We start from the raw sequence: 22779 nt of genomic DNA, 5'->3' as shown, positions 1-22779 counted from the left end.
CTGTGATCCCCAGCATAAGCCCGATCGCCGATGAAATTATGCGATCGAGCCCCGGGAGGATGTAGCTTAGCTGCCACAGCGGGAGGAAAGCGTGGCCGTGGACGGGTTTCCGTCCGCGCGATTGCGGCGATTCGACGGATTTTCGAATGCAAAATCCGGACTTCACAGATGTCCGGCGTTCCCGCCACTTGATACGGCGGCCGCGCGCAGGTCGGCCGCACTGGAGACGACTCAGACCGGCGGCGTGTCGTTGGCGGCGAGAACCATGCCGGCCAAGTAGAGGGATCCGCAGATCAGGATTCGCGGGGGGCGCTCGAAGGCGATGTCCCGCACCAGGGCGAGGGCGGCCTCGATGCTCGGCGCCGCGTAGGTGGAGAGACCCACCTCCTCGCCGATCCGCGCGACCTCTTCGGCCGGGCGCGCGGCCATGGTCCCGGTGATCGGGACGGCCACGAGGGCGCGGGCGAGTCCGACGAAATTGCGTAGGAACCCGTCGGCGTCCTTCGTGCCGAGGAGGCCGACCACGAGGACGAGCGGCACGTCGCTCTTCTCGCCGAGATCCGCCATGGCGGCCGCGAGGATCCGGCCGCCGTCGATGTTGTGGCCGCCATCGAGCCACAGCTCGGTGCCGGGATCGAGCTGGGCGGCCAGACGGCCGCGGCCGAGACGCTGCAGACGCCCCGGCCAATCGACCTCGGTGAGGCCCCGCTCCAGCGCCGCCGTGCCGATATCGCCGAATCCGGCGGCGCGCAGCGCGGTGATCGCCGTGCCGGCATTGACCAGCTGGTGGCGCCCGGCGAGGCGCGGCCGCGGCAGATCGAACAGGTCGGTCTCGTCCTGATAGACGAGGCGGCCGCGTTCCTCGTGCACGGAGAAGTCTTGGTTGCCGACGAACACCGGCCCGGCGCCGACGGCTTCCGCACGCCGGCAGAGGACGGCATCGGCCTCGGCGTAATCCTGGGCGGCGATCACCGCCGGGCAGCCGCGCTTGAAGATCCCGGCCTTCTCGGTCGCGACCGATTCGACCGTGTCGCCGAGATACTCGGCGTGGTCGCGGCCGATCGGCGTGACCACCGCGCAGGCCGGCCGGTCGATCACGTTGGTGGCGTCGAGCCGGCCGCCGAGGCCGACCTCCAGGAGCAGCACGTCGGCCGGGCTCTCGGAGAACAGCAGGAAGGCCGCGGCCGTGGTGATCTCGAACATCGTGATCGGCTCGCCGGCATTGGCCGTCTCGCAGCGGGCGAACGCGTCGGCAAGACGATCCTCGTCCACGAAGTGGCCGCCGCCGATCCCGCCGATGCGTATCCGTTCGTGGAAACGGACGAGGTGCGGCGAGGTGTAGACATGCGCAGCCAGCCCGCCGGCTTCCAGGATCGACCGCATGAACGCGATGGTCGAGCCCTTGCCGTTGGTCCCGGCGACGTGGATCACCGGCGGCAGGCGACGCTCGGGATGGTTGAGCCGCGCGAGCAGCCGCTCGATCCGGCCCAGGGACAGGTCGATGGTGCGGGGGTGGAGCGCCAGGAAACGCGCCATCAGGGCATCGGACGAGGCCATCGCCGGGTCAGGCCGCCTCGGAGGGTGCCGCCGGCGCGGCGGCCTGGGGCGCTTGGGTCAGGAGGCTGCAGAGACGCGTGATCGTCTCCTTGAGCTGGTGCCGGTGGACCACCTGATCGACCATGCCGTGCTCGCGCAGGTACTCCGCCCGCTGGAAGCCGTCCGGCAGCTTCTCCCGGATGGTCTGCTCGATCACCCGCGGTCCCGCGAAGCAGATCAGGGCGCCCGGCTCGGCGAGGTGGACGTCGCCCAGCATGGCGTAGGAGGCGGTGACGCCGCCGGTGGTCGGGTTCGTCAGCACCACGATGTAGGGGAGCCGCGCCGCGTTGAGCCGGCGCACCGCCACCGTGGTCCGCGGCATCTGCATCAGGGACAGGATTCCCTCCTGCATCCGCGCACCGCCCGACGCCGCGAACAGCACGTAGGGCGTGCGCTTCTCCAGCGCCGTCTCGGCGCCGCGCACGAAGGCCTCGCCCGCCGCCATGCCGAGGGAGCCCGCCATGAAGCCGAATTCCTGCGCCGCGAGCGTCATCGGCAGGCCGCCGACCCGGCCGAACCCGATCTTGAACGCATCCTGCAGGCCGGTCTTGGCCCGGGCCTCCTTGAGCCGGTCGACGTAGCGTTTCTCGTCGCGGAACTTCAGCGGGTCGGTGGCGACCTCCGGCAGCGCCACGTCGATCCAGGTGCCCTCGTCGAACATCATCTTCAGGCGCGCCTGGGCGCCCATCTTCAGGTGATGCTCGGAGCCGGGAATGACCCAGTGGTTGGCCTCCACCTCCTTGTGGAACACCATCTGCCCCGTATCCGGGCACTTGACCCAGAGGTTCTCGGGCGTCTCGCGCTTGAACAGGGTCTTGATCCGGGGGCGCACCACCTCCGAGATCCAGTTCATCGGTTCGACCATCGACTTGCGTCCGTCCGCTTCAAGCCCGCGCAGATATCAGGTGCGGCGCACGCCGCCGCCAGGGGTGCCCGCTCCGGCCGTCAGGCGGCCCGTCCGACGCCCGCCGCCCGCACGCCCGCGGCGAGTTCCCGCACCAGCTCCGTCACCGCCGCGACGCTTCCGGCCTGAGGCCGGCCCTCGCCGTCGAGGGAGCGCACCAGGGCGTCCACGAGGGCGGAGCCGACCACGACGCCGTCCGCGCCCTTGGCGATCGCCGTCGCATGGGCGCCGGTCCTGACGCCGAAGCCGACGACCACGGGCAGGTCGGTGTGGCGGCGGATGCGGGCGACCGCCTCGGAGACCTTGCCGAAATCCGGTGTCGCCGTGCCGGTGATGCCGGTGATGGACACGTAGTAGACGAAGCCCGCCGTGTTCGCGAGGACCGCCGGCAGGCGCCGCTCGTCGGTGGTGGGCGTGGCGAGCCGGATGAAGGCGAGGCCCTTGCCGAGGGCCGGCAGGCACAGCTCGGAATCCTCCTCGGGCGGGAGATCGACGACGATGAGCCCGTCGACGCCGGCCGCCACCGCGTCGTCGAGGAAGCGGTCGACGCCGTAGGTGTGGATCGGGTTGTAGTAGCCCATCAGCACGATCGGCGTGGTGTCGTTGCCGGCGCGGAAGCGGCGCACGAGGTCGAGGGTGCCCGCGACCGTCTGGCCCGCCTTCAGGGCCCGCAGGCCGGCGGCCTGGATCGCCGGACCGTCCGCCATCGGGTCGGTGAACGGCAGGCCGAATTCCAGGATGTCGGCGCCGGCACCCGGGAGCGCCGACAGCACCTCCAGCGAGGTCTCGGGATCGGGATCGCCCGACATCACGTAGGTGACGAGGACGGACCGGTTCTCCGCGCGGGCGCGGGCAAAGGTGGCGTCGATGCGGCTCGGCATGGTCGGATGATATTCGCGGTTGCAGGGCCGCCGACGGCCCGGGGTTGCACCCGCGCTACACCAAAGGCATCGGCCCGTGAAGCGGGCCGGGCTCCCGCGACAGCGCGCCGCTCGCGCGCCGAGTCGGCCCCGGAGGCTCGCCAGCCCGCGTGACGCGGCCATGCGCGCGGGTCGGTTGCCGGGGCGGCGGCGGCGGCCTAGCGGTCCCCCATGCCCGAGACATTTTTCCCGACACGTCCCCTGGCCGCGCTCCTGTTCGACATGGACGGGACGATCATCAGCTCGATTGCGTCGGCGGAGCGGATCTGGTCGCGCTGGGCCGAGGCGCACGGCCTCGACGTGGCCGCCTTCCTGCCGACGATCCACGGGGTGCGCTCGGTGGAGACGATCCGGCGGCTGAACCTGCCCGGCGTCGATCCAGAAGCCGAGGCCGCCGCGATCACCGAGGCCGAGATGGAGGATGTCGGCGACATCATCGCGATCCCCGGCGCGCGGTCGTTCCTGGAGGCGCTGCCGCGCGAGCGCTGGGCGATCGTCACATCGGCGCCCAGGCGGCTCGCCGAGCGCCGGCTCGCGGCGGCCGGCATGCCGGTCCCCGATCTCCTGGTCGCCGCCGAGGACGTGGCGCAGGGCAAGCCCGCGCCGGATTGCTTCCTGCTGGGGGCCGAACGCCTCGGTGCCGCGGCGTCGGAGTGCCTCGTCTTCGAGGACGCCCCGGCCGGCATCCGGGCGGCCGAAGCCGCGGGCGCAGGCATCGTGGTGGTCACCGCGACCCATCACGAGCCGGTGACGACCGGCCATCCCGCGATCGCGGACTACACCCGGCTACGCGTCGCGGCAGACCGAAGCGGGATCCGGGTGACACGGGCCGGCTGAGGATCCCCGACCAGGCCCGCATCCGCTGGCGGCCGGGGCAGCCCCGTCGTATCGCCGACCGAATTGTGCGGTCCGCGGCAGCACGCAGCCGGGCAGAAGGACGAAGGTCATGGCCACGATCAGCAGGCGTCACGTGCTCGGGGCGGTCGCCGTGGGCGGTGCCGGGACCCTCGGTCAGGCCGCTGCAGGGGAGGCGCAGCCGGGCACGCTGTTCGCGCTGCCACAGGTCACCATTCCGATCCTGGGCGAGGCGCAGGTCTTCCCGGTCCGGCGGATCTACTGCATCGGCCGCAACTACGCGGCCCATGCCCGTGAGATGGGCTCCGACCCGTCCCGCGAGCCGCCGTTCTTCTTCCAGAAGCCCGCAGACGCCGTGCAGGTGGTCGCGGACGGCCTCGCCGACCATCCCTATCCGTCGCTGACGCAGAACTATCACCACGAGATCGAGCTGGTCGCCGTGCTGAAATCGGGCGGCCGGGACATCCAGGTCGGGCAGGCGCTCGATCACGTCTACGGCTACGCCACCGGCCTCGACATGACCCGCCGGGATCTCCAGCGCGGCATGGGCAACCAGAAGAAGCCCTGGGAGATCGGCAAGAGCTTCGACCACTCCGCGCCGATCACGCCGATCCTGCCCGTCGCACGGGTCGGGCATCCGGGGCGCGGGCGCATCCGGCTTTCCGTCAACGGCACGCTCCGGCAAGACGCGGACCTGTCGGATATGATCTGGTCGGTGGCCGAGCAGATCGCCGAACTGTCGAAGGCCTTCGAGCTCAAGGCCGGCGACATCGTCTACTCGGGCACGCCCGAGAATGTCGGGCCGGTGGTGCGGGGAGACATCCTCGCGGGCTCGATCGAGGGCCTGCCGGACCTGTCGATCCGCATCGTGTGACCCGATCCCGCGCGGATCGGGCCGCGGCGCGGGCCCGGACTTTCTCTGCCGGCGGCGCGGCACTATCGGTTGATGCGACCGCGGGGGCAGGAGCAGCGAGCCTATGACCAAGCCCAACGGCGTGCCGCGCAACCTCTTCGAGACCGCCGAGGGACGCCGTCTCGTGGAGGCCCGCTCCGACCCGGCTTGGCGCCGCTGGGGGCCGTATCTCAGCGACCGGCAATGGGGCACCGTGCGGGAGGATTATAGCCCGGGCGGCGACGCCTGGGACTACCTGCCCCACGACCACGCCCGATCCCGCGCCTACCGCTGGGGCGAGGACGGGATCGGCGGCTTCGGCGACCGGCATCTGAACTGGTGCCTGTCCCTCGCCCTGTGGAACGGGCGGGACCCGATCCTCAAGGAACGCCTGTTCGGCCTGACCAATCAGGAAGGCAACCACGGCGAGGACGTCAAGGAACTCTACTATTACCTCGACGGTATCCCGACCCACGCCTTCATGCGGATGCTGTACAAGTACCCGCAGGCGGCCTTTCCGTATGAGCGGCTGGTCGAGGAGAATGCGCGGCGCGGTCTCGACGACCCGGAATACGAGCTCCTCGACACCGGCCTGTTCGACGCCGGCCGCTATTTCGACGTCGCGATCGCCTACGCCAAGGCGTCGCCGGACGACATCCTGATGCGGGTCACCGCCACCAATCGCGGTCCGGACCCCGCCGACCTGACGCTCCTGCCTCAGCTCTGGGCCCGCAACACATGGTCCTGGAAGCACGGCGTCCAGAAGCCGGAGCTGATGGCCGGTTCGGATGGCTCGGTCTGGGCGCGCCATCCCGAGATGCCGGGCCTGCGCTTCTTCGCCGAGGGCGCGGGCGAGCTGCTGTTCACCGAGAACGAGACGAACACGCATCGGCTGTTCGGCACCGGTTCGGCCGAGGGCTTCTACAAGGACGGGATCGACCGGTGCGTCGCGGGCGGAAACCGGGCCGCCGCCAACGCCCTGTCGGGCACCAAGTGCGCCGCCCGCTACGATCTCCATCTCGGCCCCGGGGAGACGCGGACCCTGCGCCTGCGCCTGCGCCCCGAGACCGCGCCGGGCGAGCCCTTCGCGGATTTCGACGCCGTCTTCGCCGACCGGGAGGCGGAGGCCGACGACTTCTACGGAGCGCTTCAGGCGCCGATCGCCGATCCCGAGATGCGGCTCGTGCAACGGCAGGCCCTCGCCGGCATGCTCTGGTCGAAGCAGCTCTACCACTACGACGTGCGCGAATGGCTCACCGGCGACCCGGCGCAGCCCGCACCGGCGCCGGAGCGGCGGCACGGCCGCAACAGCGACTGGGCCCATCTGCGGGCCAACGACATCATCTCGATGCCGGATGCCTGGGAGTATCCGTGGTTCGCCTCCTGGGATCTGGCCCTCCAGGCGATCGTGTTCGGGCTGCTCGATCCCGATTTCGCGAAGAACCAGCTGCTGCTCCTGGTCGACGAGGCCTACACCCATCCGAACGCCGCGCTGCCGGCCTACGAATGGGGCTTCGGAGACGCCAATCCGCCGGTCCACGCGCTGGCCGCCTGGCGGGTCTTCGAGCTGGACCGGGCGCTGACCGGCACGCCGGACCACGCCTTCCTGAAGCGGATCTTCAACAAGCTCACCCTGAACTTCACGTGGTGGGTGAACCGCAAGGATTCCGACGACCGCAACCTGTTCCAGGGCGGCTTCCTCGGCCTCGACAACATCGGCATCTTCGACCGGTCGAAGCCGGTGGGCGACGGCGCCTCGCTGACCCAGTCCGACGCGACGGCCTGGATGGCGACCTACGCTCTCAACCTGATGCGGATCGCCATCGAGCTGGCCCTCGAGGACCCGACCTACGAGGACATGGCCGAGAAGTTCTTCGAGCACTTCCTCCTCATCGCGGCTGCCACCGGCGCCGGTGTCTGGGACGAGCCGGACGGCTTCTTCTACGACGTGATCGAGACCCGTGACGGACAGCGCCTCCCGATCCGGGCCCGGACCATGGTCGGTCTGATCCCGATCTTCGCGGTGGCGGTCATCAATGCCTGCGATCTGGAGCGGCTTCCATCGCTGCGCGACCGGATGCTGTTCTTCCTGAAGAACCGCCCGGACCTTGCGACCCTGGTCTCGCGCTGGAACGAACCCGGCGAGGGCCAGACCGCGCTGCTGTCGCTGCTGCGCGGGCACCGGCTGAAGGCATTGCTGCAGCGCGCCCTCGACCCGAACGAGTTCCTCTCGAAGCACGGGTTGCGGGCCGTCTCCCGCGTCTATGCGGACGCGCCGTTCTGCTTCGCGTGGAACGGCAGCGACCTGGGCCTCGCCTACGAGCCGGCGGAGTCGCGCTCGCGCCTGTTCGGCGGCAACTCGAACTGGCGGGGCCCGGTCTGGATGCCGGTCAATTACCTGCTGATCGCCGGGTTGAACCGCTTCCACGACTATTACGGCCCGGATTTCCGGGTCGAGGCACCGACCGGTTCCGGACGGACCTATTCGCTGCGCGAGATCGCCGCCCACCTGTCACGGCGTCTGATCGGACTCTCGACCCGCGGCCCGGACGGGCGACGGCCCGTCTACGGGGACAGCCGGATCGAACAGGAGAATCCGCATTTCCGCGATCTGGTCCTGTTCTACGAATATTACCACGGCGACACGGGTCGCGGGGTCGGCGCCGCGCACCAGACCGGATGGTCGGGGCTCGTGGCCCTGCTGATCCAGGAGGTGGCGACCGCGGGCGCCGAGGTCCCGGCCTTGGACTGGACGTGACGGTCGCCCCTCGCCGGCACCGGCGAGGGATCGCGCCGGCTATTCCGCGGCCTGCTGCATCCGCAGGCGCTGCCCCTGCCCGATCTGGCGGGAGATCGTCGAGCGGCGGGCGCTGTAGACCGCCGAGACCAGCGGGTAATCGACCGGCAAGCCCCACTTGGCCCTGTAGGCCTCGGGCGTGAGGCCGCGCATCGTCAGATGCCGCCGCAGGGCCTTGTAGGGCTTGCCGTCCTCGAAGCTGATGAGCGTGTCCGGCCGGATCGAGGCGCGGATCTGTGCTTCGGTCGGGCGCTTCACCTGCGGCTCGACCGGCTGGTCCAGGGCGGTGATGGAGCGGTGAACCTCGGAGAGCAGGTCGGGGAGCGTTCCCGCCGGGACGCTGTTGCGCGTGACGTAGGCGCTCAGGATCTTTGCGGCGAGTTCGACGCTCGGCGATGTCGTCGGCATGGTCATCACCTCGGTTCGACGTTGTTCGGTTGTGGCTCTCGTGGCTTCCGTCGGATGCTTCGCCGCCGACGGCCGGATCTATGTTCGTGAGACGGTTTCGACCCCGGCCGGAGGCGGTGAATGACCCATTATGCGCCAGATCACCGTCGCCACAACCGAGACGCGCATTTGTGACGCCGATATTTCTACTTAGGATTGAGATTTAGGGTCAATGACGAATCAACGGACGCGTCGTGGTTCCGATTGAAGTGCGGTATTGAAGACTCACCTGCCCGTCGGGGCGCGATGGAGAGCCCGAAAACATGGAGGTCCTGATCGTCGGAGCCGGCGTCGTCGGTCTCGCCATCGGGCGGGCGCTCGCGCTGCGCGGACACGCCATCGTGGTGGCGGAAGCCGAGGACGCCTTCGGAACCGGCGTGTCGGCCCGAAGCTCGGAGGTGATCCATGCGGGCATGTACTATCCAAGCGGCTCGGAACGCGCGCATCACTGCGTCGCGGGCTCGCATCGACTATACAACTTTTGCGCGAGTCATGGTGTCCCGCATCGCGCCTGCGGCAAGCTGATCGTCGCGTCCGACGATGCCGAGGCCGACACCATCGCGGCGATCCGCCGGCAGGGCGAGGCCAACGGCGTGGCGGGCCTGGAGCTGCTCGACGGCGATGCGGCCCGGCGCCTGGAGCCCAATCTCACCTGCACGGTGGCGCTGCATTCGCCGCGCACCGGCATCGTGGACAGCCATGCGCTGATGCTCGCCCTGCTCGGCGAGATCGAGGATCACGGCGGCGCCCTCGCCCTGCGCACCCCGGTGGAGGGCCTGACGCAGCGGGACGGGCAATGGCAGGCCGCGTTCGGCGGTGCCGAGCCGGGGACGATGGCCTTCGACGCGGTGGTCAATGCCGCGAGCTTCGGCGCCCCGGCCCTGGCCGCCCGCACGGAGGGCTACCCGGCCGAGCGCGTCCCGAGGCTGCGCCTCGCCCGCGGCAACTACTTCGGCTGCACCGGCAAGCCGGCCTTCTCGCGGTTGATCTACCCGGCGCCGCGGATCGACGGCGGCCTCGGCATCCACCTGACCCTCGACCTCGCCGGACGCACCCGCTTCGGGCCCGACGTGGAATGGGTGGACGGGTTCGATTACCGGGTCGATCCCCGGCGCGCCGAGGACTTCTACGGCGCGATCCGGCGGTACTGGCCCGGTCTGCCGGACGGGGCGCTGTATCCGGACTATGCGGGCCTGCGCCCCAAGCTGACGGGGCCGGGCGAGGCGGCGGCCGACTTCCGGATCGACGGCCCGGCGGAGCACGGATTGCCCGGGATCGTGCACCTGTTCGGGATCGAGAGCCCGGGGCTGACCTCCAGCCTGTCGCTCGCCGAGGCGGTGGCCGACCGTCTGGACGCCTGAGGCCTCAGAACAGCAGGTGCAGCGCCAGGGGGGCGAGGATCGCCGTCACGAAGGCGTTGAGCCCCATGGCGATGCCCGCGAAGGTCCCGGCCACCTCGCTGACCTGGAAGGCGCGCGCCGTCCCGATGCCGTGGGCCGCGAGCCCGGCCGCGAAGCCGCGGGCGCGCATGTCGCGGATGCGCAGGAGGTTCATCATCGGCGTGACCAGGATCGCCCCGATGATGCCGGTGAGGATCACCAGGATGGCCGTGAGCGTCGGATCGCCGCCCAGCGCTTCCGCGATACCCATCGCCACCCCCGACGTCACGGATTTCGGGGCCAGCGAGACGAGGACCGGCTGCGGGATGTCGAGGAGCCGCGCGAGGGCGATGACCACGGCGAGCGTGGTGGCCGAGCCGGCGGCGAGGGCTGCGAGCATCGGCGCGAGGGCGCGCAGGACCGTGGCACGCCGCTCGTAGAGGGGCATGGCCAGAACCACGGTGGCGGGTCCGAGCAGGAAGTGGACGAATTGCGCGCCCTCGAAATAGGTTCCGTAGGGCGTGCCCGTGATGGCCAGGACCGCACCGACCAGGGCCACGGTGATGAGCACGGGGTTGGCGATCGGGTGCCGGCCCGTGGCCGCGGCGATCCGGTCCGCTAGGACGTAGGCGGTCAGCGTCACCGTCAGCCACAGGAGCGGCGTCTTGGCGAGATAAACCCAGAGCGAGAAATCGCCGCCCATGCCTCAGGGCTCTCCGTCGGGTCGACGCCGTTCGACCCGGGCGGCCACGGCACGGAAGACCAGGACGGTCACCAGCAGCGACAGCGCCGTCGAGACGATCAGCACGAGGGCGAGCTTGGCACCCTGGGCCCGCAGCAGGTCGAGGCGGCCGACGACGCCGACCCCCGCCGGAACGAACAGGAGCGACAGGTTCATCAGCAGGCCGCGCGCCGTCGTTTCGAGCGTCCCATCGGTGAGCGGCTTCGGCAGGAAGCGCGACAGGCCGAGCCCCGCGCTGTCGCGCAGCAGCAGGAACGCGAACATCAAGCCCATGCCGATCACCGGCCCCGGCACCGGCACGCCCGCGCCGCGCGCCAGGACCTCGCCCAGCAGCTGGGCGAGCAGGATCAGCGCCAGACTGGCGATCATGGCGGGACGCGAGGGCTAGGCGGCCGCGACACCCTGCTGACCGCTCCGCCGGGCGGCCGAGATGGCGGCCTCGTCGAAGCCGAGCAGGCGGCCGAGGCGCTCGACCAGGGCCTCCTCGAACTCGTCGACGTTGCCGTCCGCCGCCGCGACCGACCACGCCATGGTCAGCAGCTCTTCGCGCTCGGCCCGGTCGGCCTCGTGGGGGATCATCTCCACGAGGCTCGCCACGTCACGCACCTCCGAATCCATGGCGGCGGCCCGCTCGATCAGGGCCCGTGCCGCATCCGGCCCGTCGGCGTAATGACCCTGCACGAGGCGCGACAGGCGCTCGCTCTCGGCGGGCGCCAGAATGCCGTCGACGCGGGCGACGTGGACGAGGAGCGCCGTGGCCGCGAGATGCGTCTCGTCCACGGTCTCGGGGTTGCCGACGCCGAGAGCCTCGGCCGCGTAGGCGCGCAGGCGTGCGATCAGGGACATGGCGGCTCCGGGGGGATCGTGCAGCGCAACAGTTCGGTCCCCGGCGTCGCTCCGTCAAGCACGGCGCCGCACGTGGCGCCCGACCGTGGCGAAGTTGCATCGCCAGCGCGGCCCTCAACGGCGCGCCACGGCCTCGGCCCCCGTCACCAGCGGCGCGAGAATCGACTCGGCGGCCCGGACCACGGCCGGACCGGCCTCCGCCGGTGTGCCGGCCCGGAACGGCGGCGCCGGAGCGTATTCGGCGACGAGCTGCGCGGTGCGGGCGTAGTCGGCCCCGCGCAGACGGGCGGCGAGCGCCAGCCCGAGGTCGAGCCCCGCCGAGACCCCGGCCGCGGTGACGCGGTTGCGGTCGAACACGACACGCTCCGCCACCGGTTCGGCGCCGAGGAGCGGCAGCACAGCGTCGCGCACGCTCCAGTGCGACGTCGCGCGGTAGCCTCGCAGGAGGCCGGCCGCCCCCAGGATCAGCGATCCCGTGCAGACGCTGACGACCCAGCCGGCCCGGGCGGCGCGGTCGCGCAGGAAGGCGAGGAGCGCCGCATGGCCCATCTGGGCGGGCGTGCCGTCGCCTCCGGGCACGAACAGGACGTCGAGATCCGCCGGGCAGGTCGCGAAGCTGTGGGTCGCCACCAGGGCGAGGCCGGTATCGCTCGTGACGGGACCGGTCTCCGCACCGACGAGGTGGAGGCTGCCCGGAGCGAGGCCGGCCAGGAAGGTCTGCGGGCCCACGAGATCGAGGGCGGTCAGGCCCGGATAGAGCAGCATGGCGATCCGGACGGGGCGGTCCGGCGGGATCGGCTCCGGCGAAATCGGGTCCGGCGCGTCTGCAGAGCCGGCGGCCTGCGCCGGACGGAGCGGCCAGACCAGGGCGGCGGCGAGTGCCGCGGCGACGAGATCCCGGCGGCGAGCCTCCGGCGCGGTCACGGGCGCGCCGGGCCTGTCACAGGGACCAGGCCGCGTCGCGGTAGGCGCTGTCCCAGAACTGCCATTCCAGCCGGGTGGCCTGCGTGAAGGCCTGATGCATCCGCGCGCGCTCGGCCGCCGACGCGTCCCGCGCGGCCCGATCCGTGGCGGCGATCATGGCCGCCACCGCCTCGGCAAAGTCAGCCCCCGCATAGGTGTCGATCCAGGCGCGGTACGGGTTGCCGGGCGCGGCGCGGGCGAAGATGTCGTCGCCCACCGCCTTGTAGATCCAGAAGCAGGGCAGCAGCGCGGCACAGACCACCGCGAAGGGATCGGCATAGGCGGTGGCGAGCAGGTAGCAGACGTAATGATCGCAGGCCGGCGTCAGGGGCGTGGCCGCGAAGGTCTCCGGGCCGATGCCGTAGTCGCGGAAGAAGCCGCCATGGAGCGCGCGCTCGACGACGATCGCTTCCTGCGCGGCCCGGGAGAACTGCACGATCGCGTCGGGATCCGGCGCCTTCGCGGCGGCGAGGCTCAGCGCCCGGCCGAAGCCGATCAGGTAGTGCGCGTCCTGCACGATGTAGTGCCGGAACCGACCCTGCGGCAGCGTTCCGGCGGCGAGTTCGGCATTGAACGGCATCGCCCGGATGGTCTCGTAGGCGGCGGCGTTGCGCGCCCAGGCCTCCTGCGAGAACGAGACCGGCGCGCCCGCCTCGGCCAGTCCGAGAGACGCCACGCCCTAGCCCTGCCGCTGCGCGTGGGTGACGGCGACGTGGATCAGCTCGGCGAGGGTGCGCACGCCGAGCTTCTGGCGCATCTGCGAGCAGGCATTCGTCACGGTCTTGTAGCTCACCGACAGGTCGGCCGCGATGGCGCCGTAGGAGCGGCCCTGGGCGAGGCGCGCCAGGATCTGCTGCTCGCGGGGGGTCAGCTGCGATTCCGGCGCGCGGCGGGCGTCGGCGCGCAGCATCGCCACCTCGGTGGCCAGCCGCCGGTCGAGGTAGACCTCGCCGATACGCACCTTGGCGAAGGCCTCGAACAGCTCGGCGGAGGCGTGATCCTTGAGGACGTAGCCGAGGGCCCCCGCCTCGAGGGCGCGGGCGACGATCACCGGGTCGTTGTGCATGCTGAAGACGAGGATGCGCGTCTCGGGCGCCACCGCCCGGATGCGCCGGATCAGGCCGAGGCCGGCCATGCCGCTGCCCTGGAAGGTCAGGTCGCAGATCACCACCGGCGGACGGAGCCGGTGGAAGATCCGGTAGCCGCCGACGACGGTGGTCGCCTCCGCGATGGTCTCCACGCCGGAATCCTCCAGGACGCGTCGACAGCCCTGCAGGACGATGGGGTGATCATCGATGACGAGAACCGGCAGGCGCGTGGCGGCGGCGTCGATCTGGGATGCGATGGCGTTCATGCGCTCGGCGCGGTGCTGGTCTCGTCGCCCCGGTCAGGCGGAACGGGGATCATGATCCGGACGATCGCCCCGGGGCCGGCATTGTCAAGGGCGAAGGTGCCGCCGAGGGCCTCCACGCGCTCGCGCATCCCCGACAGACCGAGCCCGGTGCCGTGTTCCGGGGGGATTCCGGTGCCGTTGTCGCGGATGGTGAGGTCGAGCCGGCCCTCGGCCTCGGTCGCCTCGGCCTCCACCCGGGTCGCGGCGCCGTGCCGCACGGCGTTGGTGGCGCTCTCCTGCACGCAGCGGAACACCGTGAGGTCCACGAGGTCGCCGTAGCCCTTGGCCAGACCGTCGAACCGGCCCACGAAGCTGAGGCCGGGGTGGCGCTGCCCGAAGCCGCGCAGGAGCAGGTCCAGGCAGGTCGCGAGCGGCGCCTGCCCGAGCCCGTGCGGCCGCAGGCGGTTCAGAAGCTCCCGGTTGACCGTCTGGACCTGGCCGACGATGGCGCTGATCTCGGCCGCCCGGGCGGCGAGCTTCTCGCGGCTGGGCTCGGCGGAGCCGGAGGCGATACGGCCGATCGAGGCGGCGTTGGCCTCCAGGGCGAACAGGCAGGGGCCGAACTCGTCGTGCAGCTCCAGGGCTGTCCGGCGGCGCTCGTCGTCCTGGGCGGTCAGAAGCTGGCGGTTGAGGCGGCCGTTGGCGGCCCGGACCTCGCCCAGGGCCTCGGCGACCTTGTTGAACCGCTCGGCGATCACCGCCAGCTCCCGGGCACCGGGCGGCTCCAGGCGGGCCGTGTAGTCGTGATGCTCCAGCTGGGTCAGGCCGGCGCCGAGCCGCCGCAGCGGCGCGAGGATCCGGCCCAGGGCGATGTAGAGGGCGATCAGCATCGCGGCATTGATCGCCAGGGTGGTCAGCGAGAGCGCACGGGCATAGCCCCAGATCTCGTCGATCTCGTCCATCGGCTGCGTGGTGATCTGCGCCGTCCCGAGCCGACGCCCGTCGACGACGATCGGCAGGGCGTGGCGCTCGATCGGCGGCATGATCAGGTCGGCGAACCAGTGGGGTGCCTCCCGGTCCGCGCGGGTCGGCGGCAACGGCCGGCCGATCTGGTCGCCATCCGCATCGAGCACCGCGACCCGGACATGCCGCAGGACCTTGAAGCGGAGGTCGAGCGTCTGGAGCAGCGTGTCGGGGGAGGCCGTGTCGGACAGGCGGATCGTGTCGGCCACCAGCGACTCGACGGTGGCGAGGGAGGCGCGGGTCTCGACGCGCACCGCCGACCGGGCGTTCAGCACGATGACCGCGCAGGAGATCAAAGCCGCGAAGGCATCGATGAGCAGCACCACCGCGACGAGCCGCGCGCGCGTCGACCAGCCGGACCAGGGCCAAAGGCCGGGGCGGGGTCTCATCGGCGCGGCGGGTACCGCGGATCTCGGGGTCAGGGTCGGGCTCGTATCCACACCGTGACGCATAGCGACCGTGCCGGCGAAGTCCATGCCGCGCCCCGCGGCCGACCGGGCCATGGCCGCGCGGACCCCGACGCGCGCATCGGCACGGGCGGTCCGAATACCGATTCTTAAGCGGCGGCGCGTTATGTTGTGGATAGCCGGATCACGACTGGCTGGGCTGGCAATTCGGGCCGACATCATTGCGCCGTATTGCAGCTTCTCTATCGCCAACAGAGTCGAACCAGCTTCGAATCCTCGAAGAGTGGCGGCCGGTCATGGGGAGCCCGGTCGCGCGCGGCGTGTATCGAGTCAGAGACCCCGGACCATGATCGATCTCAACCTCGACCCGTCCGAGACCCGGCCCGACCGGAGGCCGTCGGCCAAGCCCGGGCCGTCGCTCAACCTCAAGGTCGTGCTGTTCGGCGTAGCCGGCGCGGGCGCGCTGGTGGGCTTCGGCGTTGCCGCCTCGACGGTGATGGCCGGCCTCGCGGCGCCGACGCCGGTGCGGATCGTCGCGTCCAAGCAGGCCGCCGATTGGCCAGAGCTGAAGGACGGGCTGCCCGTGATCAAGGGCTCCGTCCAGGCAGCGCCGGCGGCGGCGGTGCCCGCCAAGCCCGAAGCGCCGGCCCTGCGGATGGTCGCGCTGCCCGAGGCCTTCTCGCCCATCGTGACGCCCGCGAAGGCCCCCGCCGCCCCGCCCTCGGCCGCCTCACAGCCCGCCAAGGTCGCCGCGGCACCGGTCCCGCCGACGCAGCGCATCCCGGTCCCGACCCCTGTCATGCCGGTGGCGGCCACGCGGGAGGTCGCGCCGCTGGCGTCGACCCGCACGGCATCGCTCCAGACGCCCCGCGCGTCCGAGACGGTCCGGGCCCGCGAACTCGTTGAACCGGCCGTGCCGAATCCGGCTCCCGCGACCGAGCGGACCGAGCGCCCGGCGCCGGTCGAGCGCGCCCAGAAGATCGAGCGTCCCGAGAAGCCCGCCTCGAAGGCGGTGGCGACCCGCAAGGCGCCTGCGCCGGCGCGGGCGGCCGAGAAGGCCACCGGCCCTGCGCCCGCGACCGTGGCTCAGGCAGAACCCGCCGAGGCGGAGGACACCGAGGTGCTCGGGATCAAGCTCCCGTCCCTCGCACCGGCCGGTCGGAAGCTGAAGGAAAGCGTCGACGCCCTCGGCAACGCCGTGAAGAACGTGTTCTGACCTGCGGCTCCGGCCCCCACGCGCGGGGGCCGGGCAAGTCTTCCGATCCGGCGCTCAGGCCCGTCCGGAATGGCGCCCGGCCTTGTCGCTCTTCGGCCCGGTGCGATCCACCTTGCGCTGGTGCTTCCCGGCGCGCGGGCTCGCAAAACCCTTCGGACCACCCGGTCGGTCCCTGCGCTCATCCGGCCCCGCATCGCCCACCAGCGCCTCGACCTGGATATCCGGCGAGCCGTTGCGGGCGAACGCTTCGGCAAAGCGTGCCGCCGCGTTGCCCCGCACCTCGAACTTGGTCTCGCGGTCGAAGATCCGGATCGCGCCGATCTCCTGACGCCCGATGCCGCCCCGCCGGGTCAGCATCGGCAGCAGACGGCGCGGGTCGGCGTTGTCGCGGCGGCCGAGGTTGAGGCGGAACCAGACGGCCGGCCCCATGGCGGCGATCCGCTCCGGATCCATCGGGTCGTAGGGCGGCCGCTCGCCCCGGGGAGCGCGGCCCTCTCCGGGATCGCTGACCTCTTCGGGAGCCGGCAGGCGGGTGCGGTAGACGCGGGCCAGCAGGGCAGCCAGTTCCTCCGGGCTCTTGCCGGCGAGCAGCGTCTCGGCGAGCGCGACATCCTCCTCGGCGGGCGGCTCGGCGAAGAGCGGATCCGAGAGCATGCGCTCGCCGTCGAGGCGCCGGATCTCGTCGGCCGAGGGCGGCCCCGACCATTCGGGGCTCACCTTGGCGATGGCGAACATCTGCTCGGCGCGGCGTCGCCGGGAATTGGGGATGAGCAGCACCGAGGTGCCTTTGCGGCCGGCGCGACCGGTACGGCCGCTGCGGTGCTGGAGCACCTCGGCATCGTGCGGCAGGTCCGCGTGGATGACGAGGCTCAGGGACGGCAGGTCGATGCCGCGGGCGGCCACGTCGGTGGCGACGCAGACCCGGGCGCGACCGTCGCGCAGGGCCTGGAGCGCGGCATTGCGCTCGCCCTGGCCGAGTTCGCCCGACAGCGCCACCACGGAGAAACCCCGCTCGGTCAGGCTGGCCTGGAGATGGCGGACGGCGTTGCGGGTGTTGCAGAAGACGATCGCGGTCGCGGCATCGGCCTCGCGCAGGAGGTTGAGCACGACGTGCTCGGTCTCCCGCGGCATGATCCGCACCGCCCGGTAGGCGATGTCGGCATGTCCCTTGGTTTCGCCCTTGATCGCCAGACGGAGCGCGCCGTGCTGGTAGCGTTCGGCCAGCGTCTCGATCGCCTTCGGCAGGGTCGCGGAGAACAGGTAGGTGGCCCGCTCCGGCGGCGTCGCCGAGAGGATGAACTCGATATCCTCCCGGAAGCCGAGATCGAGCATCTCGTCGGCCTCGTCGAGGACCACGGCCCGCAGGGCCGTCGGGTCGAGGTTGCGGCGCTCGAGGTGATCGCGCAGGCGCCCCGGCGTGCCCACCACGATGTGGGTGCCCTCCGCCAGCATCCGGCTTTCCCGGCGTGGGTCCATGCCGCCGACGCAGGCCGCGACGCGGCCGCCGGCGGGTCCGTACAGCCAGGACAGCTCGCGCTGCACCTGCAGGGCGAGTTCCCGGGTCGGGGCGATCACGAGGGCCAGCGGCGCCGCCGGAGGTGGCAGCTGGTCGGCCTCCCCGATCAGGATACTGGCCATGGCGAGGCCGTAGGCCACGGTCTTGCCGGAGCCGGTCTGGGCCGAGACGAGGAGGTCGCGGGAGCCGGCGGCGGCCTCAAGCACGGCGGCCTGGACCGGGGTCGGATCGGCATAGCCGCGGTCGCTCAGGGCCCGCGCGAGGGGGGCGGGCAGGGTCGGGAAAGGCAAGCTTCGGAAACTCTCAACGGCCGTGCCGCGCCCGGCAGCGCGCCATCGCGCGGCGGGGGAATCAGGCGCCGGACTTTATTCGGGTGTCGAGACGGTAACGCGTCGCGAGCCGCCTGACCACTCCCGCCGCAGCATGGGGCGGTTGCAGGCGCTCAATCCCGGACGCGCCGGTTGCGGGGTGCTCGAACCTTCCACCGGACGACTTGCCGTGGACCGCGTCCTTGCGAGCGGTGCGAAGCCGTGACGAGGCCGGGACGAAGGGCCGACTCTGGTGCGGCGACCTGCTAAGGCACGGTCAAGTTTCGCCTGTCGCAGCCGCGACGCGCCCCGACCGGAGTACACGTTCATCATGATGGCAGCCCTGCGGGTGGCGGTAGCCTGGGCGACGGTTCTGGCCTTCGCGTGGTTCGGCAAGGACTGGCTCGGAGACCTGTCGCGGCCGCTCTTCGCCGGCGGCCTGTTCGCGTGGCTGCTCGCGGTGATCGTCTGGGCGGCCTTCGGGGTGGTGCACGAGGCCGAGGAACTGGCCCACCGTCTGGGCGAGCCCCTGGGCACCCTGGTGCTGACCCTCTCGATCGTCATCATCGAGGTGGCGCTGATCTCCGCCGTGATGCTGTCGGCCAAGGACGCGCCGACGCTGGGGCGCGATACGATGTTCGCGGTCCTGATGATCGTGCTGAACGGCGTGGTCGGGCTGGGCCTCCTGGTCGGCGGCCTGCGCCATCACCAGCAGCGCTACAACCTTCAGGGCGCCTCGGCCTTCCTGTCGGTGATCATCCCGCTCACCACCATCGCGCTGATCATCCCGAACTTCACCAGCTCCACCAGCGACGGCACCCTGACGATCCTGCAGGCGGTGACGTTCTCGGTGTTCACCCTCGCGCTCTACGGCGTGTTTCTGCTGATCCAGACCGGCCGCCACAGCGACTTCTTCATCGATGCGGAAGCCCGCGAGAGCGCCGAGGCGCCCCACGGCGCCGACTCGATCTCGGGGGGCGGCATCGCCAAGCATATCGGGCTGCTGCTCGCCAACGTCCTGCCGATCGTGATCCTCGCCAAGAGCCTCGCGGTGATCCTCGACCACGGCATCGCGGCCCTCGGCGCGCCCTCGGCGCTGGGCGGCGTGCTGATCGCCGCCATCGTCTTCACCCCGGAGGGGATCTCGGCGTTGAAGGCGGTGGCCCGCAACGAACTCCAGCGGGCGATCAATCTGTGCCTCGGCGCGGCCACCTCGACGGTGGGCCTCACCGTGCCGGCGATCCTGACCATCGGGCTGCTCACCGGCCAGACCGTGGTGCTCGGCCTCAAGCCCACCGAGATGACCCTCCTCGCCGTCACGCTGATCCTCAGCGCGCAGACCTTCTCGGGTTCGCGCACCACCGTGCTGGAGGGCGCGGTGCATCTCGTGCTGTTCTTCGTCTACCTCGTGCTGATCTTCAGCCCGTGATCCTCGCGGGGATCGGGTTCGTCACCGACGGCCTTTCCTCTGCGCACTCCGTGACGGGCTCCGTCAGGTCCTGAAGACGGGGACCCGATCGACTCCGCCCTCGCCCCGCCATGCCGGCGCGGGGCCCCGGCGCTCAGGCGCCGAAGCGCTCGGTGCGGATCAGGCCCGGCGCGACGCCCTCCGCCAGGATCAGGTCCGAGGCTGCGGCCACGAACCGGTTGGAGCCGCAGAGGAAGACCTTCCCGGGCGCCCCGATCCGCGCGAGGGCATCGGCGACGAGGGGCGCGTCGATCCGCTTGCCGCCGGGCTCGCGCGTCGTCGCAAGATGCAGGAAGAAGTTGGGATCGGCTTCCGCGAGCCGCTCCAGCTCGGCCACCGCGATGGCCTCCGCCCGGGTGCGGGCCGAATAGATCAGCGCCGCCGGGATCTGCCGCCAGCCCTGCGCCCGCCGCCGCAGCATCGCCAGGAGCGGCACCACGCCCGACCCGCCGCCGCCCAGGAGCAGCGGCCCGCCATCGGGGCCGTCCCAGGAGAACGAGCCGCCGATCGGCCCGCGCAGCTCGACCCGGTCGCCGATTTCGGCCAAATGCGAGAACCAGCCCGAGACTTCGCCGTCCGGCAGGGCCTCGATCATCAGCTCCAGTGTGCCGCTGCCGTCCTGGGCCGAGGCGATGGAGTAGCTGCGCTGCGCCTGGTAGCCGTCCTCGGCGGTGAGGCGGACATCGACGTGCTGCCCGGCCCGGTAAGCCTCGGCGAGGCTGCAGCGCAGACGGACGCTCCTCACGTGCGGCGTGACCGGCGAGAGCGCGGTGATCTCCGCCTCGTGCCAGCGGAAGACGACGGGCTCGATCACCGACTCAATCACCGATGTAGCGCTGCTCACGCCAAGGATCCCCGTACATGTGGTAGCCGCGCAGCTCCCAGAAGCCGGCCGTGTCCACCTGGGTGAAGCGCAGGCCCTTCACCCATTTGGCACTCTTCCAGAAGTAGAGGTGCGGCACGAAAAGCCGCGCCGGGCCGCCGTGATCGGGATGGATCGGCTGGCCCTCGTAGCGCGTCGCCACCAGGGCGCGACCGCCCACGAGGTCGGCCACCGGCACGTTCGTGGTGTAGTCGTCGTGGGATTCCGCGAGCAGGAAGTTCGTCGGCGCCTCGATCCCGGCATCCGCCAGCAGGTCGTCGAAGCTGACGCCTTCCCAGGTCGTGTCGAACTTCGACCACTTGGTGACGCAGTGGATGTCGCCCTTCCAGGTGGTGCGAGGCAGCGCCTCGAATTCCGCCCAGCTCCACGCCTTGATCGGCCGCGACCCCGCGCGCAGCGTGAACGTCCAGGTGGCCAGGTCAACGGTCGGGTTGGGGCCGATCTGGAGGATCGGGAAATCCTCGGTGAGATACTGACCCGGCGGCAGGCGCGCGCCCGTTTCCGGCGGCTGCCTGCGTCCGACGAAGCCCCGTGTCACCATGCCGGTCGCCGCCCCTCTCGCTCTCCCCCCGGGTTTGGTGCGGCGGAGCACCTCGCGTCAAGCCGGCATGTGCGGCCGAACAAACGCCCCAAAGCTCGGGTGTGCTAGCAGGACTGTGCCGATCGATCGGCGCGAATCGCCTGCTTTCAGGGGGATGTCATGAAGTACCTTCTCGCGACGAGCCTGGTCGTCGGGAGCCTCGCCACCCTCGCACCGGCCGCCCAGGCCCGCGACGGGATCGGTGCCGGCGGCGCGGCCGCCCTCGGCGTGCTCGGCGGCCTGGCGGTCGGCGGCGCCATCGCGTCGGCCAACAACGGCTACTATCCGGGCCGCCCGGTCTACCGCGCCCCGCCGCCGGTCTACGTCGAGGAGGATTACGGCCCGGTCTGCCACTTCGAGCGCCGCCGGACCATCGATCCCTACGGCGACGTCTACATCCGCCGCGTCCGCGTCTGCGAATAAGCGGCTTCCGGAGTCGCCTCCGCGGCGAGCGCCGGTTTCAGGCGCTCGGCGCAGGCGATCCCGGCCAACACCAGGGCCAGGGCGAGCGCTTGCGTCGCCCCGAACGGCTCGCCGACCAGCAGGACGGCGAAGATCGCGCCGAAGATCGGCACGAGGTTGACGAACAGGCCGGCGCGGTTCGGGCCGATCTGCTCGACGCCGCGCATGAAGAAGAGCTGCGCCAGAAGCGACGGCCCGAGGCCGACGAAGGCGACCATGATCCAGCCCGCGCGGTTGGGCCAGACGGCGTGCCCCGTCGCCCACTCGACGGCCAGGGGCGGCAGGGATGTGACGAACGCCGCGATGGCCATCGCGGCGAAGAACACGAGCGCCGGCACCTTCGGGCGCGTCGGCAGGACGACCGTGTAGCCCGCGTAGAGCAGGCAGGCCGCGAAGACGAGCACGTCGCCGCGGTTGAAGGCGAGGTTCGTCAGCACCGACCAATCGCCATGGGTGGCGGCGAGTCCCGCGCCGATCAGCGTCAGAACGACGCCGAGCACCTGCCCAGGCGTGACCGGCACCCGGTAGGCGAGCCGGTTCAGGACGATCACCAGGACCGGGATCGACCCCTGGAACAGGGCGAGGTTGATCGCGCCGGTATGAACGCCGGCCGCATAGAACAGACAGTTGAAGGCCGTGTAGCCCAAGCCGCCCATCAGCAGGATGCGCAGCCAGTGGGGCCGAAGCTCCGGCCAAGCGGCCAGGAGGCGGGTGCCGGCCAAGGGCATGAGGACCAGGCAGGCGACCGCCCAGCGAAGCGTCGTGATGACCTGGGGCGAGACGTGGCCGGGCGCCCAGCGGCTGGTGACGGCGTTGCCGGCCCAGAGGAGCGCCGTGACGGTCAGCAGCAGGTAGGCGGACGCGGCCGGGGAAGCCCGGCTCGCGCCCCGGATCCTCACCGGCGGCGGAACTGGCCGCCCCGCACGGGCGGACGGGGGCCGGACGAGCGCTCGTCCTTGTGGCGGAACACGAGGCGCCCCTTCTCGAGGTCGTAGGGCGACATCTCGACCGTGACCCGGTCGCCGGCCAGCGTCTTGATGCGGTTCTTCTTCATCTTGCCGGCCGTGTAGGCCACGATCTCGTGGCCCTGGTCGAGCTGCACGCGGTAGCGTGCGTCCGGCAGGATCTCGATCACGAGACCGTCGAACTGCATCAATTCTTCTTTCGCCATGCACCTTCTCCAGTCGGACCGTCCGGCAGCAGGCGTTCCGGCAATGCGTGTTCAGCTGTCATCGAGCTCGG

The 22779-nt window shown here is 71.2% G+C and carries 23 protein-coding genes; 7 read left to right on the top strand and 16 right to left on the bottom strand.

Features of this window, described 5'->3' with window-relative positions; translation table 11 throughout:
- Window positions 1-231: 231 nt before the first annotated feature.
- The 3 genes from A3862_RS14810 to trpA form a co-directional block, all read right to left on the bottom strand.
- On the bottom strand, window positions 232-1557 hold the full coding sequence (locus A3862_RS14810) for a bifunctional folylpolyglutamate synthase/dihydrofolate synthase (RefSeq protein WP_043346700.1): 1326 nt from the start codon (window positions 1555-1557) through the stop codon (window positions 232-234).
- A 7-nt stretch (window positions 1558-1564) separates the two neighbouring features.
- A complete protein-coding gene (accD, locus tag A3862_RS14805) occupies window positions 1565-2461 on the bottom strand; it encodes an acetyl-CoA carboxylase, carboxyltransferase subunit beta (RefSeq protein ID WP_043346702.1) in 897 nt (298 codons plus the stop codon).
- 80 nt (window positions 2462-2541) lie between these two features.
- A complete protein-coding gene (trpA, locus tag A3862_RS14800) occupies window positions 2542-3381 on the bottom strand; it encodes a tryptophan synthase subunit alpha (RefSeq protein WP_043758751.1) in 840 nt (279 codons plus the stop codon).
- Window positions 3382-3591: 210 nt separating this feature from the next.
- Here trpA and A3862_RS14795 point away from each other — a divergent pair, with 210 nt between their 5' ends.
- The 3 genes from A3862_RS14795 to A3862_RS14785 all read left to right on the top strand — a co-directional run bounded on the left by A3862_RS14795 (window position 3592) and on the right by A3862_RS14785 (window position 7925).
- Window positions 3592-4257: an HAD-IA family hydrolase gene (locus A3862_RS14795; RefSeq protein ID WP_043346706.1), complete on the top strand. Its 666-nt coding sequence runs from the start codon at window positions 3592-3594 to the stop codon at window positions 4255-4257.
- Between the two features lie 109 nt (window positions 4258-4366).
- Complete coding sequence (locus tag A3862_RS14790) at window positions 4367-5149, top strand: fumarylacetoacetate hydrolase family protein (protein ID WP_043758753.1); 783 nt, start codon at window positions 4367-4369, stop codon at window positions 5147-5149.
- 103 nt (window positions 5150-5252) lie between these two features.
- A complete protein-coding gene (locus A3862_RS14785; RefSeq protein ID WP_043758755.1) occupies window positions 5253-7925 on the top strand; it encodes an MGH1-like glycoside hydrolase domain-containing protein in 2673 nt (890 codons plus the stop codon).
- Between the two features lie 39 nt (window positions 7926-7964).
- Here the strand turns inward: A3862_RS14785 and A3862_RS14780 are convergent, their stop codons facing one another.
- On the bottom strand, window positions 7965-8372 hold the full coding sequence (locus A3862_RS14780) for a MucR family transcriptional regulator (protein ID WP_043346732.1): 408 nt from the start codon (window positions 8370-8372) through the stop codon (window positions 7965-7967).
- 302 nt (window positions 8373-8674) lie between these two features.
- On the opposite strand from A3862_RS14780, the gene A3862_RS14775 reads away from it, so the two are divergent.
- A complete protein-coding gene (locus A3862_RS14775; RefSeq protein WP_043758756.1) occupies window positions 8675-9772 on the top strand; it encodes an NAD(P)/FAD-dependent oxidoreductase in 1098 nt (365 codons plus the stop codon).
- A 4-nt stretch (window positions 9773-9776) separates the two neighbouring features.
- On the opposite strand, the gene A3862_RS14770 is transcribed toward A3862_RS14775, so the two are convergent.
- The 7 genes from A3862_RS14770 to A3862_RS14740 all read right to left on the bottom strand — a co-directional run bounded on the left by A3862_RS14770 (window position 9777) and on the right by A3862_RS14740 (window position 15173).
- Window positions 9777-10493, bottom strand: a complete 717-nt coding sequence (locus A3862_RS14770) for an LrgB family protein (protein WP_043346714.1) — start codon at window positions 10491-10493, stop codon at window positions 9777-9779.
- Window positions 10494-10496: 3 nt separating this feature from the next.
- The gene (locus A3862_RS14765; protein WP_043346716.1) at window positions 10497-10901 is read right to left on the bottom strand and encodes a CidA/LrgA family protein; all 405 of its coding nucleotides are present in this window, start codon (window positions 10899-10901) and stop codon (window positions 10497-10499) included.
- A gap of 15 nt (window positions 10902-10916) precedes the next feature.
- Complete coding sequence (locus A3862_RS14760) at window positions 10917-11378, bottom strand: tellurite resistance TerB family protein (protein ID WP_043346719.1); 462 nt, start codon at window positions 11376-11378, stop codon at window positions 10917-10919.
- Window positions 11379-11492: 114 nt separating this feature from the next.
- A complete protein-coding gene (locus A3862_RS14755) occupies window positions 11493-12302 on the bottom strand; it encodes a DJ-1/PfpI family protein (protein WP_043346721.1) in 810 nt (269 codons plus the stop codon).
- Window positions 12303-12318: 16 nt separating this feature from the next.
- Window positions 12319-13017, bottom strand: a complete 699-nt coding sequence (locus A3862_RS14750; protein ID WP_193376697.1) for a TenA family protein — start codon at window positions 13015-13017, stop codon at window positions 12319-12321.
- Window positions 13018-13020: 3 nt separating this feature from the next.
- Window positions 13021-13695, bottom strand: a complete 675-nt coding sequence (locus A3862_RS14745) for a response regulator (protein WP_043346723.1) — start codon at window positions 13693-13695, stop codon at window positions 13021-13023.
- Window positions 13692-15173 (bottom strand): ATP-binding protein, encoded by a 1482-nt coding sequence (locus A3862_RS14740; RefSeq protein WP_043346735.1) that lies wholly within the window; start codon window positions 15171-15173, stop codon window positions 13692-13694. Before A3862_RS14740 ends, A3862_RS14745 begins: the two co-directional genes overlap by 4 nt.
- 277 nt (window positions 15174-15450) lie before the next feature.
- Here A3862_RS14740 and A3862_RS14735 point away from each other — a divergent pair, with 277 nt between their 5' ends.
- The gene (locus A3862_RS14735) at window positions 15451-16320 is read left to right on the top strand and encodes a hypothetical protein (protein WP_043758759.1); all 870 of its coding nucleotides are present in this window, start codon (window positions 15451-15453) and stop codon (window positions 16318-16320) included.
- Window positions 16321-16374: 54 nt separating this feature from the next.
- Here A3862_RS14735 and A3862_RS14730 read toward each other — a convergent pair whose 3' ends face one another.
- Entirely contained in the window at window positions 16375-18126 is a 1752-nt protein-coding gene (locus A3862_RS14730; RefSeq protein ID WP_043382876.1) for a DEAD/DEAH box helicase, read from the bottom strand.
- A 349-nt stretch (window positions 18127-18475) separates the two neighbouring features.
- Here A3862_RS14730 and A3862_RS14725 point away from each other — a divergent pair, with 349 nt between their 5' ends.
- Complete coding sequence (locus A3862_RS14725; RefSeq protein ID WP_043346728.1) at window positions 18476-19573, top strand: calcium:proton antiporter; 1098 nt, start codon at window positions 18476-18478, stop codon at window positions 19571-19573.
- Between the two features lie 133 nt (window positions 19574-19706).
- On the opposite strand, the gene A3862_RS14720 is transcribed toward A3862_RS14725, so the two are convergent.
- Window positions 19707-20456, bottom strand: coding sequence for an FAD-binding oxidoreductase (locus tag A3862_RS14720; protein ID WP_236962016.1), 750 nt, complete (start codon window positions 20454-20456; stop codon window positions 19707-19709).
- Entirely contained in the window at window positions 20431-21036 is a 606-nt protein-coding gene (locus A3862_RS14715; protein ID WP_043758763.1) for a sulfite oxidase-like oxidoreductase, read from the bottom strand. The genes A3862_RS14720 and A3862_RS14715 overlap by 26 nt, the downstream gene beginning before the upstream one ends.
- 159 nt (window positions 21037-21195) lie before the next feature.
- Between A3862_RS14715 and A3862_RS14710 the strand changes: the two genes are divergently transcribed.
- On the top strand, window positions 21196-21498 hold the full coding sequence (locus A3862_RS14710) for a hypothetical protein (RefSeq protein WP_043382873.1): 303 nt from the start codon (window positions 21196-21198) through the stop codon (window positions 21496-21498).
- Here A3862_RS14710 and A3862_RS14705 read toward each other — a convergent pair.
- Together A3862_RS14705 and infA are read right to left on the bottom strand one after the other, a co-directional pair.
- Complete coding sequence (locus A3862_RS14705) at window positions 21468-22436, bottom strand: DMT family transporter (protein ID WP_052083654.1); 969 nt, start codon at window positions 22434-22436, stop codon at window positions 21468-21470. The two genes, A3862_RS14710 and A3862_RS14705, sit on opposite strands and share 31 nt — an antisense overlap.
- Complete coding sequence (gene infA, locus A3862_RS14700) at window positions 22433-22708, bottom strand: translation initiation factor IF-1 (protein ID WP_012320343.1); 276 nt, start codon at window positions 22706-22708, stop codon at window positions 22433-22435. The genes A3862_RS14705 and infA overlap by 4 nt, the downstream gene beginning before the upstream one ends.
- Window positions 22709-22779: the final 71 nt, after the last annotated feature.

Source organism: Methylobacterium sp. XJLW, assembly GCF_003254375.1.
Lineage (GTDB): Bacteria > Pseudomonadota > Alphaproteobacteria > Rhizobiales > Beijerinckiaceae > Methylobacterium > Methylobacterium fujisawaense.
Note: the sequence above shows the minus strand (reverse complement) of the source record. Positions and strands in the feature narration are given on the sequence as shown.

What these genes read in the sequence shown, in the direction of transcription:
- A3862_RS14810 (WP_043346700.1), bottom strand. Translation starts at nt 1,557, where the DNA reads ATGGCCTCGTCCGATGCCCTGATGGCGCGTTTCCTGGCGCTCCACCCC.
- accD (WP_043346702.1), bottom strand. Translation starts at nt 2,461, where the DNA reads ATGGTCGAACCGATGAACTGGATCTCGGAGGTGGTGCGCCCCCGGATC.
- trpA (WP_043758751.1), bottom strand. Translation starts at nt 3,381, where the DNA reads ATGCCGAGCCGCATCGACGCCACCTTTGCCCGCGCCCGCGCGGAGAAC.
- A3862_RS14795 (WP_043346706.1), top strand. Translation starts at nt 3,592, where the DNA reads ATGCCCGAGACATTTTTCCCGACACGTCCCCTGGCCGCGCTCCTGTTC.
- A3862_RS14790 (WP_043758753.1), top strand. Translation starts at nt 4,367, where the DNA reads ATGGCCACGATCAGCAGGCGTCACGTGCTCGGGGCGGTCGCCGTGGGC.
- A3862_RS14785 (WP_043758755.1), top strand. Translation starts at nt 5,253, where the DNA reads ATGACCAAGCCCAACGGCGTGCCGCGCAACCTCTTCGAGACCGCCGAG.
- A3862_RS14780 (WP_043346732.1), bottom strand. Translation starts at nt 8,372, where the DNA reads ATGCCGACGACATCGCCGAGCGTCGAACTCGCCGCAAAGATCCTGAGC.
- A3862_RS14775 (WP_043758756.1), top strand. Translation starts at nt 8,675, where the DNA reads ATGGAGGTCCTGATCGTCGGAGCCGGCGTCGTCGGTCTCGCCATCGGG.
- A3862_RS14770 (WP_043346714.1), bottom strand. Translation starts at nt 10,493, where the DNA reads ATGGGCGGCGATTTCTCGCTCTGGGTTTATCTCGCCAAGACGCCGCTC.
- A3862_RS14765 (WP_043346716.1), bottom strand. Translation starts at nt 10,901, where the DNA reads ATGATCGCCAGTCTGGCGCTGATCCTGCTCGCCCAGCTGCTGGGCGAG.
- A3862_RS14760 (WP_043346719.1), bottom strand. Translation starts at nt 11,378, where the DNA reads ATGTCCCTGATCGCACGCCTGCGCGCCTACGCGGCCGAGGCTCTCGGC.
- A3862_RS14745 (WP_043346723.1), bottom strand. Translation starts at nt 13,695, where the DNA reads ATGAACGCCATCGCATCCCAGATCGACGCCGCCGCCACGCGCCTGCCG.
- A3862_RS14740 (WP_043346735.1), bottom strand. Translation starts at nt 15,173, where the DNA reads ATGGACTTCGCCGGCACGGTCGCTATGCGTCACGGTGTGGATACGAGC.
- A3862_RS14735 (WP_043758759.1), top strand. Translation starts at nt 15,451, where the DNA reads ATGATCGATCTCAACCTCGACCCGTCCGAGACCCGGCCCGACCGGAGG.
- A3862_RS14725 (WP_043346728.1), top strand. Translation starts at nt 18,476, where the DNA reads ATGATGGCAGCCCTGCGGGTGGCGGTAGCCTGGGCGACGGTTCTGGCC.
- A3862_RS14715 (WP_043758763.1), bottom strand. Translation starts at nt 21,036, where the DNA reads ATGGTGACACGGGGCTTCGTCGGACGCAGGCAGCCGCCGGAAACGGGC.
- A3862_RS14710 (WP_043382873.1), top strand. Translation starts at nt 21,196, where the DNA reads ATGAAGTACCTTCTCGCGACGAGCCTGGTCGTCGGGAGCCTCGCCACC.
- infA (WP_012320343.1), bottom strand. Translation starts at nt 22,708, where the DNA reads ATGGCGAAAGAAGAATTGATGCAGTTCGACGGTCTCGTGATCGAGATC.